The sequence below is a fragment of the Neobacillus sp. DFD-2R genome (assembly GCF_057747865.1).
The window spans coordinates 4,726,256-4,741,436 of sequence record NZ_CM173228.1; the positions used below are offsets into that span (position 1 = coordinate 4,726,256).

Consider the following 15,181-nt stretch of genomic DNA (forward strand, 5'->3'; position numbering starts at 1 on the left):
ATAAATTGTACTAAAAAGTTCACATTTCACTCTTTTAATATTATAATTAACATGTAAACGATTTCTATTAAAAAAGAAGGTGGAATGGATGGATTGGTCTCAATTTATGTCTCCAACTTCAGTGTCAGGCATTATTACTTTTGTTGTACTATTTTCTGCAGGGATTTATTTTAATATAAAAGTATACGGCAGTAAGCTTCAGTAAAGATTAATTTCTTTACTGTTTTTTTGGCTTTCTTCAAATACCCAAAACCTGGCTCGAGGTTTCTTTTTCCAATCAAAAAGGCTACAATATACATGAAGATTTTGGAAAAGGAGACAAAAAAATGAGTGATTTTCAGAGGAACCTTGAAAAATATGCTGAACTTGCCGTTAAGGTAGGGGTTAATATTCAAAAAGGACAAACATTAGTTGTTAATGCGGCCTTGGATGCTGCAGAGTTTGTCCGTTTGGTTGTTAAAAAGGCTTACGAAACAGGTGCTCAAAATGTAATTGTCAACTGGAACGATGATACGGTTACAAGAACAAAATATGACCTGGCTCCTGATGATGCCTTTCAAGAATATCCCGTTTGGCGTGCCAAAGAAACTGAAGATCTAGCTGATCAAGGTGCTGCTTTCATGTCGGTAATTTCCGCAAGCCCGGATCTGCTTAAAGGTGTGAATCCTGAACGAATTTCTAATTTCCAAAAAGCTGCCGGAGAAGCATTATTGAAATACCGCAAAGCGATACAATCGGATAAGGTGAGCTGGACGGTCGTTGCTGCTGCATCACCACTTTGGGCGGCAAAAGTGTTCCCGGATGAACCTGTTGAAAATCAAGTAAACAAACTATGGGATGCTATTTTTAAAGCAACGCGTACTGACGTTGAAAATCCTGTTGAAGCATGGAAAAAACATGATGAAACACTCCATGAAAAAGTTCATTATTTAAATGAAAAACGGTATGCAAAGCTTCACTACCGTGCACCAGGAACAGACCTGACAATCGAACTTCCGAAAAACCATATTTGGGTAGGTGCAGGAAGTGTAAATGAGAACGGTATCGAATTTATGGCCAATATGCCGACAGAGGAAGTGTTCACCGTTCCATTTAAAACAGGAGTGAATGGTACAGTAGCGAGCACAAAGCCACTCAGCTACGGTGGAAATATTATTGACCGTTTTTCGGTTACATTTGAAAATGGAAAAATTATTGGTGTGAAAGCGGAAGAAGGCGAAGAAATTCTGAAGCGTTTAGTTGATACAGACGAAGGCTCTCATTATCTTGGTGAAGTAGCACTTGTTCCTTATAACTCACCTATTTCCCAATCAAACATTCTCTTCTTTAACACTTTGTTTGACGAAAATGCTTCAAACCATTTAGCTATCGGCAGCGCCTATGCTTTCTGTATCGAAGGCGGAAAGAAAATGTCTTCTGATGAATTAAAAGAAAATGGATTAAACGAGAGTATTACCCACGTTGATTTCATGATTGGTTCAGCCGAAATGGACATCGATGGCATTACAACCGACGGTAAAGCAGAAGCTGTTTTTAGAAAAGGAAATTGGGCGTTTTAATAATAGATTTTTAAAGAAAACTCGCCTCTGTCTTTGCCCTTAAGGGAGAAGACAGAGGCGTAGTTGCACTTATGCGAAATAGGAAAGTATAAACTTGTGAAAGTTTATACTTTCCTATTAGCTAAAATATTAAGAGCAGGCTTCCCTGCTCTTTTTTCAACGGTTTATAGATGATCACACCATCTTGTTCTTTGGCTATTTTTTCATGCATTTTGGTTAATTGCTGCATCGGATCCATAGGCTGTAACTGTCCTAAAATATCGAAAAGTCCAAGTGATTTTAACAGCCCATTCTGCCATTTTTGCAGTTCGTTAGAAAGTGAAGTATCTTTCCGGCAAACGGTAGTTAACGTTACTTTATTGGCAATTGCTTCATCAATCAAACTCAAAGCGAGCTCCTTTGTAATAACTCCGTTGTTATCCTTAATTTGATCACATGCAGATTGGAGCGACTGTTCCACTTTATAGGAAGGTCCGCTTACAATTGGATCCAGCGGCTTCATTATTGGATCCGGCGATTTTGTAACAGGATCAAGTGGTTTTAATACTGGTTTTAGCGGCTTCAACACAGGTTCTACTGGCTTTAACACGGGTTCTAGCGTTTTTAACACCGGTTTGAGAGGTTCTAATACTGGTTTTAACACCGGATCTACTGGCTTTAACACCGGATCCAATGCTTTGGCCACTGGATTAGGTGGATTCGTTCCCGTACCGATCACATATTTTATTGGATCTGTTATCTTACCATTGTTACTTGATTGTTCACCTGCTTTGGATCCATCCTCACATGTAAGCGGTAGGTGGCCACTTGAAATTCTTTCTATTTCTTTTTCCAATTGGTTTAGCGGAAGCAGGCTTAAATCCTTGAGTAGTTGAATCTTCCCCGGCATTTGTGCTTCGGCTTGTCCGGAGATCGTGTTAAGAACTAGCTTTTTGATGTCACTATCTTCATTATCCATATAATGGGCGACCATCACCACATTCTCCATCGTGAGCTCAGGTACTGTTTCAGAAGCCATTAAGCAAGCACCCTTGAATGAAATGGCTGTCGTATCAACTGTCATACCTTTTACAGTAACCGGTCCTTGTGCTTTTAAGGTGATACTCACCATTCCCTTTGGTGATTGAACCTGTTTCGTCAATCTCATCCCGTAAATGGTTGCTGATTTATATTGTATCCGCAGCATGGGCTCTTTGCCTCTGACCGCAGATGTTTCTTGGTTGACAATCGTTGCAAACATACCTGAGCCAACAACCCGGTCTGCTTGAATTATAAAACCATCTGAAGCATTATTATTTGCTGCGTTTGCGACTCCTCCCGGAGATAAAAATGTAAGAAACATCAGCTGGAGACATAAGCTAAATAAGAAAAGCTTGCCTTTCCACCACATAATTTAATCCCCTTTAGCATGTTTACGCTGTTAATTCCGTATCGTTAGGAGGTGCTGTATTCACTTTGACAGGAGCGAGGCGCCATGCCATTAACAATGCACCGCCAATGATTCCAAAAAGTGTTCCAACCAGGAAGCCTCCCAATGCTCCGATAACGGACAGAATCGATAGAAAAATAGTAAAAATACCGAGAATTTTAGAGGCATTGGGGAATAATATCGATACTATTCCAATCAACGTAATAATTCCTCCAAATAACAGACCGATAATGGCGAGTGAACCAGGGAGGAATGTGCTTAAGTACAGGTTTAATGGAATCCAGCTAATCATAAGTCCTCCTAAAATGGTAATAATAGCTCCCCATAAGGGCCTTTGTTTGCGCCACTTTTTCAATTCCATTTTGTTCAACTCTCCTACCTAATTTTTATTGATCTTTTCAACTGTTAATTTCATTCCACCCATATTGATTGTTTTTTGGAAAAGATAATGCGTTTTTAGCTTTGCATGCTCCATGATAATTTGTGATGAGTTTTGTTTAAATTGTTTTTGCCAGTCGTCACTATGCTTTTCTTGCAAAACTAAATTTTGGAATTTGGCATCCGCTTGAATTAGGCTTGCATCATGTTCAAGTCCAGTGATCTGAACTGGTTTGGAGGCCGCTATTTTTACACGAATCCACTGCCCGCCTACTTTAAAATCTTTGTATAATTGCAAATTATCAATCGTTAAACTATCCATTAAATTTGCCCCTTGGGGTGCAGAATCATCTGCGCTCGTTTCACCCATCTTGGGATAAAAGGTATATCCATTCCCCACCAGCTTATCAAACTCAACATAGAAGTCTCCTATTCCGGCGATCGGTACAGCGTATGCCACTCCCGAAATTCCAAACGAGACTAATAACAGTGCCAACGCCAACATTCCCGAACCTAATACGGACCAGAAAACCTTTTTGCTTGTAGTACCCTCCAAGAGTTGGATTGAACTTTCCATATACGTCCTCCTATTTTTTTAATTTTAAGAAAATATGACTATCTTAACCTTACTCTTCAATACTCACTACTACAACTACGGTAAATATCGTGAAAAATTAACGCCCCCGTCAAATGTCGGGTAAAGATACTAATACGGACATATTGGAAAAGGAAGATGCGAATTTTATAATTATTGGTATATTGCGGGGGGAGGATTGAATATGGAACGAATAGTTGAGCAGCTCTTACAGAAGGGGGTTAGCCTTCTTATAGGACTAAGAGACCCATTTGTAAAAGAGTGGAAGCAGTTATTATCATCATCCAAACACAATAATGCTTCATTGGTAGATCAATTTGATTCAATGATTCAATATGCCTTTCAGGAGATTTCAATAAAAGAACCCCCTAGCGTGGACTCTTTTATTCTTTCATTGCTTGCTGAGTGGCAAAACCGTTTTCCCTCTGCACATAACGAATACGAGTCTATATTTCTCATAACTGCGATTGAAAATATTTTTCATAAGCTTCTAGCTGCGAATCGAGCAACATCCATTGTCGAGCATCAGGCTATTCAAGCTTTTTTTTCGAGAATTCTAGACCATTCATTATTAACTCATGATTTGGAGGACCGTATCGAAAAATGGATTAAAATGATGATGGCTACAAACATTCTCCCTATGGAATGGTTAGCAATCGTGAAAAAAGAGCAAATTGATTTTAAAATCGAAAAGATTGTTTGTTCATCCCAAAAGGAAGTAGAACCTCATTTGATTGAAATGTGTTTAAGTATAAAGGCCAATCAAATCGATCATCTATCTATGGCGATTACAAGGTTGTTGGGAGAAGGCACGGTACATAACAAGGTTGTCCAAATTCGATGTTTGAATGATATCCTTCTTATTGGCTTACAGGAAGGGAAGGTTACAGTATCGGAGCAACAAACAGAATTGATTAAAGGAATGTACCTCCGGCAGCTAAAGCTGCACCATCTTGAAAGTAAAATGGACTGGAAGGATGCTTCCCTTTTGTTTTTACAGCGATTATTACAAACCCGAAGTGCCGATCTTGCTGTACAAGCAATCACTCAAGGAATCGTTGATTACATGCCATTTAAACGCTGCGCCTTATTTCTTTATAACCACATGGAAGATAAAGGCATTGGCGTGTCAGGGCATAATGTCAGCATCCCCTCTGTCCAGCAAATTAGAGAGGGGATATTTCAACTTCCTTTAATTAATAACTATTTACGTTCATTAGCCCATTCGCAGCCTCTTTATTTTTCCAATGCTTCAGATGTGCTGCCTGAAAAATATGTCCGAAAATACCGCATAAAGTCAATCGTGGTATTACCGATTTTTGTCCCAACTGAAAACAAATTACTTGGAATTGCCTTATTGGATCAAGGGGAAGATTCTCAGTTTGAAGTTGCAACGCAAACATTAACTACGTTAATTAAATTTGGTCATTATGCCGGTGAATTATTATATTCCTTTTGGGATGAAGCACTACATCAATTCGGCAGTCCCAAATGCATATTAACACAGCGTGAGAAAGAAGTATTGAATTTGATCGCGGAGGGTGCGTCTATCAATGAAGCGGCACAACAGCTTCATCTTAGCAGTTACACCGTTCGTGATTATGTTTCCATTATCATTCAAAAATTAGCTGCCAAAAACCGCACTGATGCTGCGGTTAAAGCTATAAGAATGAAGTTAATATTATAAGGAAAGGCTATTTTCGCATTAATTGTTGTTTATCGTAAAAGTTCAAAACCCGTATAACTAAATGCTTCGTGGCATCTTTTCGTAAGAACATTTGCGAAAATTGCCCTGAAACTTAGTAAATGGTCATTCATAAGGTCTAAAAGCAACAAAGTTTACGAAAAGAGCCTAAGGAAAAGCCGCCGATTGGCGGGCTCCTAAGGGCGAAAACAGAGGCGTAGTTCGTCGAAAAGCAAAAAACAGCTTTTCGACTGCGATGTTTATCCTACCGAAGCATTCCTTTGTGCACTTATACTTTCATTAGCTGAAAAAAGAGCAGTTCCAATGGGATTGGATTGCTGCTCTCTCGATTTTAGCGATTATCAATTTTCTCCGGGTATAAATCATGGTTCATTAAACGATGTTCCGCCATTTGCTCAAACTTTGTTCCCGGTCTTCCGTAATTGCAGTATGGGTCAATCGAGATACCGCCTCTTGGCGTAAATTTGCCCCAGACCTCGATGTACCTTGGGTCCATTAATTTAATTAAATCGTTCATAATGATATTCATGCAGTCTTCATGAAAATCACCATGGTTGCGGAAGCTAAAAAGATATAACTTTAGTGATTTACTTTCGACCATCTTTTTATCCGGAATGTAGCTAATATAAATAGTCGCAAAATCAGGCTGACCTGTTTTTGGACACAGACTTGTGAATTCAGGGAAATTAAATTTTACAAAATAATCGCGGTTCGGATGCTTATTATCAAAAGCCTCTAAAACGTCCGGTGTATATTCAAACAAGTATTTTGTACCTTGATTTCCGAGTAATGTAACGCCTTCTAGTTCTGTATCAGTTCTTCCTGCCATCTTAGGATCCTCCTCATTACCAATTGACATAGTAACTATAGAAAAAATAGAGTATACTGTCAATAATCATTTGTTGGGAAAACGTATAGTTGCAAAAGATGAAGGCTTTAGAGTACAATGTCCATTTAAGAAATAATGCTTGGAGGTTTCACCATGTGGAATGAATTTAAACAGTTTGCCATGAAAGGGAACGTACTGGATCTCGCTGTTGGTGTGATTATTGGCGGAGCGTTTGGTAAGATTGTCACTTCCCTCGTAAAAGATGTATTAATGCCGGTAATTGGATTGTTTATGGGAGGAATAGACCTCTCAAAACTATCAGTTGGCACATTACATTATGGATTATTTCTTCAATCAGTCGTTGATTTCTTCATTATTTCTTTTTCAATTTTTCTTTTTGTAAAAGGGATTAATCGCTTCAAGAAGAAAGATGAAGCTGATGTAATTGTAGAGAAAGTGGATCGAACCGAAGAGCTTTTAGCGGAAATCCGTGATTTATTGAAAGAAGATAGAAATTTTTTTAGAAAAAATGAAACATCTTGACCTTTTAATCGTATACCTTAATAAGACTTATTTTCGAGGTGAAAAAAATTGTATACACAAACAGCTAATGAATATATCCCATCAGTTTTAAGAACGTTTGCTCTTTCTCTTGCTTTCGCCTTACTTGGCACATTAGCAGGCGTTTATATACCTCCTGCTTTATTTTTACCATTGGCGATTTTAGAAACTGTAATGCTTACTGCTGCCTTTTTCTTTAGACGCAAAAAGGCCATTTCTTATTCGTTTCTCTATATTTTTACCTTTATATCAGGGATTACGCTTTATCCGATCGTAGCGCATTATATTGCTGTTTCGGGACCTAATATTGTTTTACTGTCATTTGCCAGTACAACTGTTGTGTTCACCGGAATTGCCATTTATGCAACGAAGTCGAAACGGAACTTTTCCTTTTTGGGCGGATTTTTATTAGCGGCATTGCTTGCATTAGTGGCCATTTCGATTTTTAATATATTTTGGCCATTAGGCACGATGGGAATGCTCGCATACTCCTTTATCGGTGTGATGGTATTTAGCGGATATGTTCTCTTTGATTTCAGCCTTATGAAGCATCAAGGTGTTAGACCGGAGGACGTTCCATTAATGGCTTTAAGCTTATACCTGGATTTTATCAACTTGTTCCTAAGCATTCTTCGGATATTAGGAATCTTAAATAGTAAAGACTAAGAAAAGCGGAAGAGCCCGTTAGCGGCGTATGGACTGGAGCGATTCGCCTTTCTGATAGTACAAAAAAGTGAAGGCTGACTCATTGAGTCAGCCTCTTTCAATTTAGCATTTATTTATGAGAGTCAAACCGCGTTGAAGCATTTGTTTGACAGATTTCTCCCAGTCAGTGTTTTTTAACATCTCTTCAATCTTTATGACAGCTTCACTACGATCATTGTGGATGTTGAAGAGTTCCAGTAACTCAAGACGAAGCAACCATTCATTTGGATATTGATCATCCAAGATGGCTAGTATTTCATTAATTCGCGACAAAATGTGTTCATCCCAATTAGAGTTCTCTCGGAATCTACGAATTTCCTCGTAAAAGCTTTCTAATTCATTCCATTCTTTATCCGCCAATTTCCCCTCTATCATACCATCCGGCTCCAAATCAAAATAAGTATCCGGATCAGCTGCACCGGCATATACGGAAGAAATCCTTTCACCGACTGCCATATCAAATGTCCCCCAAGCTTTTTCAAATAGTACTTGATCCTTAAATCGTACAGTGCAGTTTTTAAAAGAAATAATAATGGGCGTTTGTTCTGAAAATAAAATATTTTTTACGATTCCATTTACCTTTACACCACTTTGAAAATTTAAAAAAGCCTCACTTCCTTCAATAATTCCTAGAGCAGATAATTGTTTTTTAGTGCAGTCTTCCAGAATTAGATCCCCCTCTAATTTGCCAATCGGCGCTCCAAATCCCTTATAATGTGTTTCTTTTCCATGATTGGGTAATTGTTTATCATTTAATGCTAACGCTGTAGGTCCTTTTGTGCGTATATAAACAGCTTCGCCTTTTTCGTCTTTTAAAATAGCCGATAGAATGCCGGTTACTTGTAAACCGGAGGAGTACTCAATTGTCGCTACACTATCAGATTGCAAGGCTTTATCCAGACTTTCCGTACCGCCTTTTTGAAATGCCATAGTTTCAGCAAATTGGTCAACCGCATCTACTAATTCATTAAAGTTCCTACAAACAAATAACTGGGGCTGCGGCTTTGTGACATCATAAGGGGTTTGGATACATGCTTCAACAGAAAATGGGATCTTTATTACCTCATCTGATAAACAGCTTTGGCTCTCTCCTACAGATGAAAGCAAGCCGGCCCCATAGATTTTAGGGTTGTTTAGTTCGCCTACTAATCCATATTCAACCGTCCACCAAAACAAACGGGAAATTTGATCTGCTTCAGAAATTCCTTTTACCTTCCTTCTTGCCTCAGACACCTGCATTTCCGCTTTCTTAATTTGTTCAGGAGTGGATTTCGGGTCCTCTGCAACAATGGTTAAATGCCGAACAGCTTTAAATACATCCAACTTTTCTTTACTGGAGATGGCTAAAGCACCCATCCTGCCAATTTTTTTTACAAATTCCCTGTAGGATTTATCTAATAAAATGGGAGCGTGTCCGGCTGCTTCATGAAGCATATCCGGTGCAGGAGTATAAGCAATATTTTGCAATTTCCTAATTTCCGTTGCGATTGGTAAAATTCCATTTGCCAGAAAAGTATAAAAGGCAGCCCCGGGTATTAGACCATCAATGGTTACTGCCCTCCATCCAAACCTAGCTAAACTTGTATTCATTTCATCCACTTTCGGAATCGACTCAGTTTTTATCCCTGAATCCTTTAAGCCGTTCACATATGCCGGATGGGCAATTTCTTTTAAAAAATAATGATTTTGCTTCATGACAAATCTCCAAACGGCATGGTCAATTGGAGTATAGCAAGTGTAATCTTGCCTGGAAATATATTGCTTTAAATGTACCGGGATCTTTTTTGAAGACTCTCCACTCATTCTGAACCCTCCTTTGCTACATATTTATTTAAATCACATAAATTTAGACCGATGCTCCTTTACAATTTGAGGTGATTTTTTTATTACCGTTCGCTTGGTTTTTGGATTACACCTTTCATAAAAATAGATACGCCGATTTTCTTGCAAACTGTTAAATAATGCATAAGAGCCAGCAAAATTGAAGAGGTATTCATTGCGATGATTACCCCATCCATTCTCCATTCAGGTAAGGACCCTAGTAAATAAATGAGGACAAACGAAATCACTGTTGCCCAGATGGAATGAATAAACATATCTTTGATAAGCCCAAGGCCAATTAAGAAGGCCTGCAATGGCATGATAAAAAAGTGAAATAAAAAGAAAGGCCAAAGCATTTGTAAGTAAGTAGCTGCAGATGGTGAATGAAAGAAAAGTGACGTAATCCGGTTGGCAAAAAGGTAGAAAATAAAAACGGCAGGTATTCCATACAGGCATGTTAGCTTCATCACCTGATTCAACATTTTTTGCATGGCGGTGTAATCTTTTTCCGAATGGGATTTCGATACACCGGGGATGAGAACAGTCATTAAAGAATGAGCAATAAATGCCGGAAAAAAGCCGATACTTAAAGCGACACCCATGAGCATCCCAAATTGTTCTGTTGCCAGGGTTTGGGTTAATCCCGATCGAACAAGTGCTGCCTTAATTAAGAATGGCTGAAAAGCACCTATAAAGGCTGTAAACAAGCGCATGGTTGTCGTTGGAACTGAGACGGACATTAAATTCTTTCGGACAACCTTCCTATTCAAGTTGGAAAAGGGAAAGCGTTTCAAAAGCTGAAATTGAATCATGAAACTGATGATTAAATAAAGAAAAACGACAACTTCACTGCCAATTAGGGTAGCGATAGCGATTAACAGAGACGCTTCAGTATTAAATTCAAAGTATCGGAATAACAAAAACAAAACGGTAACCTGAAAGATTTTTCTTAGGAAATTAGAAACAGCAATTTTCCCCATCTGATTTTTCCCCATAAAATATCCCCGTGCCACAGATGTAAAGGAGATAACCGGAATAAGAATGAGAACCAGCCATCTTACATATGGATGATAGGCATTAAAAACCGGAATAAACGGCATCACCATGGTAGCTAGTATCAATAGTAAACCGGTAAAAATAATCGTAATGGTAATAGCATGGTAAAGGATATTCCGATGGTATCGCTCCTCTTTTTCGGCGATAAATTTAGAAATGGATATGTGCAACTCAAAGCTTGAGAGCAAAACAAGTAGAAAAATCGATGGCAGGATGGACATATACAATCCCAAACCATGTTTTCCTAAATCTCTAGCCAAAATCATATTGACCAAAAACTCAATCCCTTCCCCTAAAAAAGCCGATGCCGCTAAAAGGAAGATTCCCCTGTAGTAAATAGCCATTTTTTGATTCCCCTTTATACAATCTCACTTTTATAAACCTATGAGACAAGTTCCATGAATAGTAGGGGAATTTTGGGGGTGAACGAAAAAAAGGGCATTAGCCCTTTTTAAACATTTATGGTGACACGATCTTTTTTTCTAATAAAAAAAGTCATAGAAATAATTACTACAAGTAAAATCAATTGGAAGATGGTCGTTTCCCGGGTAGGATAAAGTCCAAGCCATTCAATAAACGGTAATCTCTCCACTGTAGTTGTGGAAAGCATCTTGGAAATTTGTAATGAATGAATACTGATTCCAAGAATTTTAAACGCTAAAAAGTAGATAAAAAGAGTGCAGACTTTAAAAAATAGGCGAATCGGAATTTTCACGCTGTAATAAATAATAATAACGCCAACCACCGCTAAAATAAAAATCGCTAAGATAACGCCCATCAGAAGCTGCTGTAAACTAATATACGGGGTGATTCCTGTATAGAAAATGATGGTTTCCGCGCCTTCTCGAAAAACAGACAGAAAGCTAATGAAAGAAAAGGATACTAGGCTTCCTTTTGCTAATGCCTGATTCATTTGTTGGTTGATATATTTATTCCAGTTTCCAATGCTTGACTTATTATGAAGCCATGCACCCACTGTCAGCATCATGAGGACAGCAAAAACCCCCGTCCATCCTTCAATATATTCTCGGCTGGAAGCCGCTGATATTTCCGAAAAAAGGATATTTATGATAATCGCCAAAATAGCACTGGCGATTATCCCAACGGCAACCCCTGTCCAAATCCATTTTTGTTGATGCGATTGACCCATTTTTTTCAGAAAGGCCATCAATGTGACGACAATTAACAGCCCCTCGAATCCTTCCCGTAGTAAAATGAGTGCCGCATCCCATAAAGTATAGTTCGTTTTGCTCAATAAAGGAGCAAGTCTTTTATTCAATTCCTGCACGATGTCAGAGGCTTGCTTTAAATCTACCTTCTTTGAATTTAAGATACTAATAGCTGTAGGAATTTTTGTTTCAATATCCCTATACAGTTTACTATCCCTTGTTTGAACATCCCCCTCAACCATGGGCCAAATGGTCAGGATGTTATTTAAATAAACACTAGCCTTTTGATAATCATCTTGTGAAATTTGTTTATCTGCTTTACTTAACAAAGAGGTAACATCTGATAAGGAATAGTTCCCTTGATTTTGCTTCGAAGTCTTTCCTGCTAAAACGTTTTCTACTTCACGATTCAAATCAGCTGCTAACTCAAGCGCTTTTTTCGGATTAGGAGGGTCTTGGGTAATCGCAATCCGTATTAGAGCCATATTTTTTTCAATTGTCCCGTAAGAAGCAATACTCTTATCATGGACTATTTTTTCAGCAGCAGTATTCCATTGGTTCATGATTGCTTGATATTTGGCAGTATAAGCCTGAGTATCTCCCTTTTTAAGCACGGCTTTTAAATTGTTTATTAATGGAAGTAATTGCTTTACTTTTTCTTTTCCAAATGCTTTATCCTGCGGATTTTGCTCCTTATCATATTCTAAAACCACAGTGGATAGTGAGGAAAGAGTTTTCGTAACTGTCTCCTTTTTCGGTTGGCCTTTGGCAAGCAAACTTTGAACCTCTTTCAGCCTTTCATCAATTTTTTTTGCCGGTTTACTATCTTCTTTTTTAATCGACTGCCATTCATTAGCGAAAAGTTCCATATTTTTCGAAACCGCAGATTGATCTCCTTCCTTGGCTTTCATTAAGCTATCGCCAATAAGAACAAAAAGCTCATCGTTGTTTCCTGCACCCTTCACAGGATGTATCAAAGTCAAACAAAGAAAAAAGCCGGCCATTGCTATCACTATTTTTCTTACATTCATCCAATCTCTCATTACTCGTTCTCTCCTTTTCAGCGAAAAGGAGAAACATCAAAAAAACAATGTTTCTCCAATAAAACCGCCCTGTTTCGTCCCTGGTAAACAAGCGAAAAGCGCACTCCCGCGGTGTGAGATATATTCATTCAATTTATCCATTTTTGCCAGCCGGTTTTGAATCGGAATAAATTGTTTACTTGGCTTCCGCTGATAACCAATGAATAGAAGGCCGGCATCAAGACTTCCTGTTTTTACATCCATTCCATTCGAATAGGAAAAGCCCCTGCGGAGAATTTTTTGAGATCCATCGCCATGAGAAAGCCGAACGTGCGAATCTGCAGGGATATATTCTTGTCCGTTCTCATCTTTATGATTGAAATTGAGTTTATCAAACTCATCTTTTTGACCTAGAGGTGCACCGTTGATCCGATCTCGGCCAAACGTTTTTTCCTGCTCTTTATATGTCGTACGATCCCACACTTCAATATACATTTGAATTTTACGGACAACCAAGTAACTTCCATTAACCAGCCAATTCGGGCCATCCCCCGGCTGAACCCAGACATGCTGATTCATCTGTTTATCGCCGCTTAAATCAGAGTTTGCTGTTCCATCTTTAAATCCAAATAAATTTCTTGGCGTTTCACCATTAGGATCTGCCTGCTTCGAGCGTTGGAACCCCGTTTGTCCCCAGCGCATTGTTGCCTTTCCCCGAGCAATTCGAATTAAATTACGGACTGCATGAAAGGTGACTTGCAAGTCATCAGCACAAGCTTGAATACAAAGATCTCCCCCGGTCCATTCTTCCTCTAACGCATCGAGAGAAAATTTAGGAAGGTCAACTAGTTCTTTTGGTTGTTTATGCCTTAATCCAAACCGGTCCTGATTATCTTTTACAAAAAGACTAGGTCCGACCCCAAAGGTAATCGTTAGGTTCGATGGTAATAAGCCTGAAGCTTCACCGGTATCTTTTGGCGGAAGATTTATGTTCCTGGAGAAATCCTCAATCTCTTTCCCTTCAGTCATTAATGCTGCCGCTTTCGTCCAATCTTTAAAAAGTTGCACCAAATCCTCTTTTTTTGTAGTGGTTACGTCTAAAGATACAAAATAAACATGATTTTGGGCTTTTGTAGCAATTCCTTTTTGATGTTTTCCATAAAACGGGATTATCCCTTTGGTATTATTTGCTCCTTCAGCTTTTCCTTCTGATAATGAGAGCAATCCGCCTAAACCCGACGCTCCGATTAAAACACCCACACCGCCAACCCCGGCGGTTTTTAGGATATCTCTCCGCGAAAATTTTTTCTCACTAAAAGATGACTCTTCAATGATGTTTGTATTATTTTTCACTTAGACTCCTCCGTTACAATTCCTATTTGAGAAAGCGGCTCAGCAAGGGCATCAATAGCCTGACTTAATTCTTTTACCTGGTCTTTGGTCAGATCTGTATAGAGTTTATAGCCATCTCCATTTTTATAATGATTAAGCAAGCTATACACGTTTGCAAAACGAGTTTGGATTTCTTTTGCAAGCTCCTTGTCTTTTGTATTCAAGGCTGGCTGTAAAAGCTGAAATATTTTTTCCGCTCCTTGGACATTCGCCACAAAATCATAAAGATCCGTATGGGCGTAACGGTCCTCTTCCCCTGTCACCTTTGATGTGGAAACTTCATTCAACAGGTCGACAGCCCCTGTGATCAAAATATCCGGTGTGACATTAACTGTTTCCACTTTGGCACGAAGAAGATTCACGTCTTTCATTAACTGCTCTGCATACTGTTCGGATCCTTTGGTGGAGTTATCCTTCCATAATCCTTTTTCGATTCTGTGGTACCCGCCCCACTCATTTTCAGGAACATCCCCTTCGCGTGCGTCAATTTTCGGATCAAGATCACCAAACACCTCGGCAATTGGTTCTGACCTTTCATAATACATCCGTGCTGATGCATAAAGTGTTTTTGCTTTTTCTAAATCACCATTTTTAACAGCTGTAGTAAAGGCTGCTGTCGCCTTTACAAACTCTTCAATTTCTTCAATCGCGTACTTCTTATATTCATCCGTTACTCCGTTAAGAGCAGCAGGAGCTGTGCTCTTTGGTTTTTCTTCTTTTTTGGTTGATGTACTTTTTTCTGCAGTCGAACAGCCAAATAGTAGACTGCTGGATAATAAGATGATTCCTGACACTTTTAGTAGTTTCATATTTTATGTAATCCCCCAATTAGTTAGTAATGATAATCATTATCACTTATATAATAATGCAGTTGAGAAAGATTTTCAATTACTTTTTCTCTTTTTATTAAAATTTGATGAGAAAAATAAAAAGACCTTCCAAAAATGTTTATTGGAAAGT

13 protein-coding genes are annotated in these 15,181 nt (G+C 38.6%); 4 read left to right on the plus strand and 9 right to left on the minus strand.

From position 1 onward, the window contains the following. Positions 1-326: 326 nt before the first annotated feature. Complete coding sequence (locus tag AC3ANV_RS23630) at positions 327-1,559, plus strand: aminopeptidase (RefSeq protein WP_488311063.1); 1,233 nt, start codon at positions 327-329, stop codon at positions 1,557-1,559. Between the two features lie 121 nt (positions 1,560-1,680). Here the strand turns inward: AC3ANV_RS23630 and AC3ANV_RS23635 are convergent, their stop codons facing one another. Genes AC3ANV_RS23635 through AC3ANV_RS23645 form a run of 3 tightly spaced genes read right to left on the minus strand, consistent with a single transcriptional unit; the run spans position 1,681 to position 3,943 of the window. Beyond that, positions 1,681-2,949, minus strand: a complete 1,269-nt coding sequence (locus tag AC3ANV_RS23635) for a hypothetical protein (RefSeq protein ID WP_488311064.1) — start codon at positions 2,947-2,949, stop codon at positions 1,681-1,683. Positions 2,950-2,971: 22 nt separating this feature from the next. Continuing rightward, the gene (locus AC3ANV_RS23640; RefSeq protein WP_488311065.1) at positions 2,972-3,349 is read right to left on the minus strand and encodes a DUF6114 domain-containing protein; all 378 of its coding nucleotides are present in this window, start codon (positions 3,347-3,349) and stop codon (positions 2,972-2,974) included. Positions 3,350-3,367: 18 nt separating this feature from the next. Further along, the gene (locus tag AC3ANV_RS23645; protein WP_488311066.1) at positions 3,368-3,943 is read right to left on the minus strand and encodes a DUF6230 family protein; all 576 of its coding nucleotides are present in this window, start codon (positions 3,941-3,943) and stop codon (positions 3,368-3,370) included. 202 nt (positions 3,944-4,145) lie between these two features. Here AC3ANV_RS23645 and AC3ANV_RS23650 point away from each other — a divergent pair, with 202 nt between their 5' ends. Beyond that, positions 4,146-5,648 (plus strand): LuxR C-terminal-related transcriptional regulator, encoded by a 1,503-nt coding sequence (locus AC3ANV_RS23650; protein WP_488311067.1) that lies wholly within the window; start codon positions 4,146-4,148, stop codon positions 5,646-5,648. A 349-nt stretch (positions 5,649-5,997) separates the two neighbouring features. Here the strand turns inward: AC3ANV_RS23650 and queF are convergent, their stop codons facing one another. After that, entirely contained in the window at positions 5,998-6,495 is a 498-nt protein-coding gene (gene queF / locus AC3ANV_RS23655; RefSeq protein WP_488311068.1) for a preQ(1) synthase, read from the minus strand. A gap of 153 nt (positions 6,496-6,648) precedes the next feature. Between queF and mscL the strand changes: the two genes are divergently transcribed. Both mscL and AC3ANV_RS23665 read left to right on the plus strand, forming a co-directional pair. Continuing rightward, a complete protein-coding gene (mscL, locus tag AC3ANV_RS23660) occupies positions 6,649-7,038 on the plus strand; it encodes a large-conductance mechanosensitive channel protein MscL (protein WP_488311069.1) in 390 nt (129 codons plus the stop codon). Positions 7,039-7,086: 48 nt separating this feature from the next. After that, positions 7,087-7,722, plus strand: coding sequence for a Bax inhibitor-1/YccA family protein (locus tag AC3ANV_RS23665; protein WP_488311070.1), 636 nt, complete (start codon positions 7,087-7,089; stop codon positions 7,720-7,722). Between the two features lie 102 nt (positions 7,723-7,824). Here the strand turns inward: AC3ANV_RS23665 and AC3ANV_RS23670 are convergent, their stop codons facing one another. The 5 genes from AC3ANV_RS23670 to efeO all read right to left on the minus strand — a co-directional run bounded on the left by AC3ANV_RS23670 (position 7,825) and on the right by efeO (position 15,030). Further along, positions 7,825-9,564, minus strand: coding sequence for an aromatic amino acid hydroxylase (locus tag AC3ANV_RS23670; protein ID WP_488311071.1), 1,740 nt, complete (start codon positions 9,562-9,564; stop codon positions 7,825-7,827). Between the two features lie 83 nt (positions 9,565-9,647). Then, a complete protein-coding gene (locus tag AC3ANV_RS23675) occupies positions 9,648-10,982 on the minus strand; it encodes a polysaccharide biosynthesis protein (protein WP_488311072.1) in 1,335 nt (444 codons plus the stop codon). Between the two features lie 107 nt (positions 10,983-11,089). Further along, a complete protein-coding gene (locus AC3ANV_RS23680) occupies positions 11,090-12,850 on the minus strand; it encodes an FTR1 family iron permease (protein WP_488311073.1) in 1,761 nt (586 codons plus the stop codon). A 36-nt stretch (positions 12,851-12,886) separates the two neighbouring features. Beyond that, positions 12,887-14,182, minus strand: coding sequence for an iron uptake transporter deferrochelatase/peroxidase subunit (gene efeB, locus AC3ANV_RS23685; protein WP_488311074.1), 1,296 nt, complete (start codon positions 14,180-14,182; stop codon positions 12,887-12,889). Further along, positions 14,179-15,030: an iron uptake system protein EfeO gene (gene efeO, locus AC3ANV_RS23690; RefSeq protein ID WP_488311075.1), complete on the minus strand. Its 852-nt coding sequence runs from the start codon at positions 15,028-15,030 to the stop codon at positions 14,179-14,181. The genes efeB and efeO overlap by 4 nt, the downstream gene beginning before the upstream one ends. Positions 15,031-15,181 lie beyond the last annotated feature (151 nt).

Coding starts and splice junctions, on each gene's coding strand:
- AC3ANV_RS23630 (WP_488311063.1), top strand. CDS start 327: ATGAGTGATTTTCAGAGGAACCTTGAAAAATATGCTGAACTTGCCGTT.
- AC3ANV_RS23635 (WP_488311064.1), bottom strand. CDS start 2,949: ATGTGGTGGAAAGGCAAGCTTTTCTTATTTAGCTTATGTCTCCAGCTG.
- AC3ANV_RS23640 (WP_488311065.1), bottom strand. CDS start 3,349: ATGGAATTGAAAAAGTGGCGCAAACAAAGGCCCTTATGGGGAGCTATT.
- AC3ANV_RS23645 (WP_488311066.1), bottom strand. CDS start 3,943: ATGGAAAGTTCAATCCAACTCTTGGAGGGTACTACAAGCAAAAAGGTT.
- AC3ANV_RS23650 (WP_488311067.1), top strand. CDS start 4,146: ATGGAACGAATAGTTGAGCAGCTCTTACAGAAGGGGGTTAGCCTTCTT.
- queF (WP_488311068.1), bottom strand. CDS start 6,495: ATGGCAGGAAGAACTGATACAGAACTAGAAGGCGTTACATTACTCGGA.
- mscL (WP_488311069.1), top strand. CDS start 6,649: ATGTGGAATGAATTTAAACAGTTTGCCATGAAAGGGAACGTACTGGAT.
- AC3ANV_RS23670 (WP_488311071.1), bottom strand. CDS start 9,564: ATGAGTGGAGAGTCTTCAAAAAAGATCCCGGTACATTTAAAGCAATAT.
- AC3ANV_RS23675 (WP_488311072.1), bottom strand. CDS start 10,982: ATGGCTATTTACTACAGGGGAATCTTCCTTTTAGCGGCATCGGCTTTT.
- AC3ANV_RS23680 (WP_488311073.1), bottom strand. CDS start 12,850: ATGAGAGATTGGATGAATGTAAGAAAAATAGTGATAGCAATGGCCGGC.
- efeO (WP_488311075.1), bottom strand. CDS start 15,030: ATGAAACTACTAAAAGTGTCAGGAATCATCTTATTATCCAGCAGTCTA.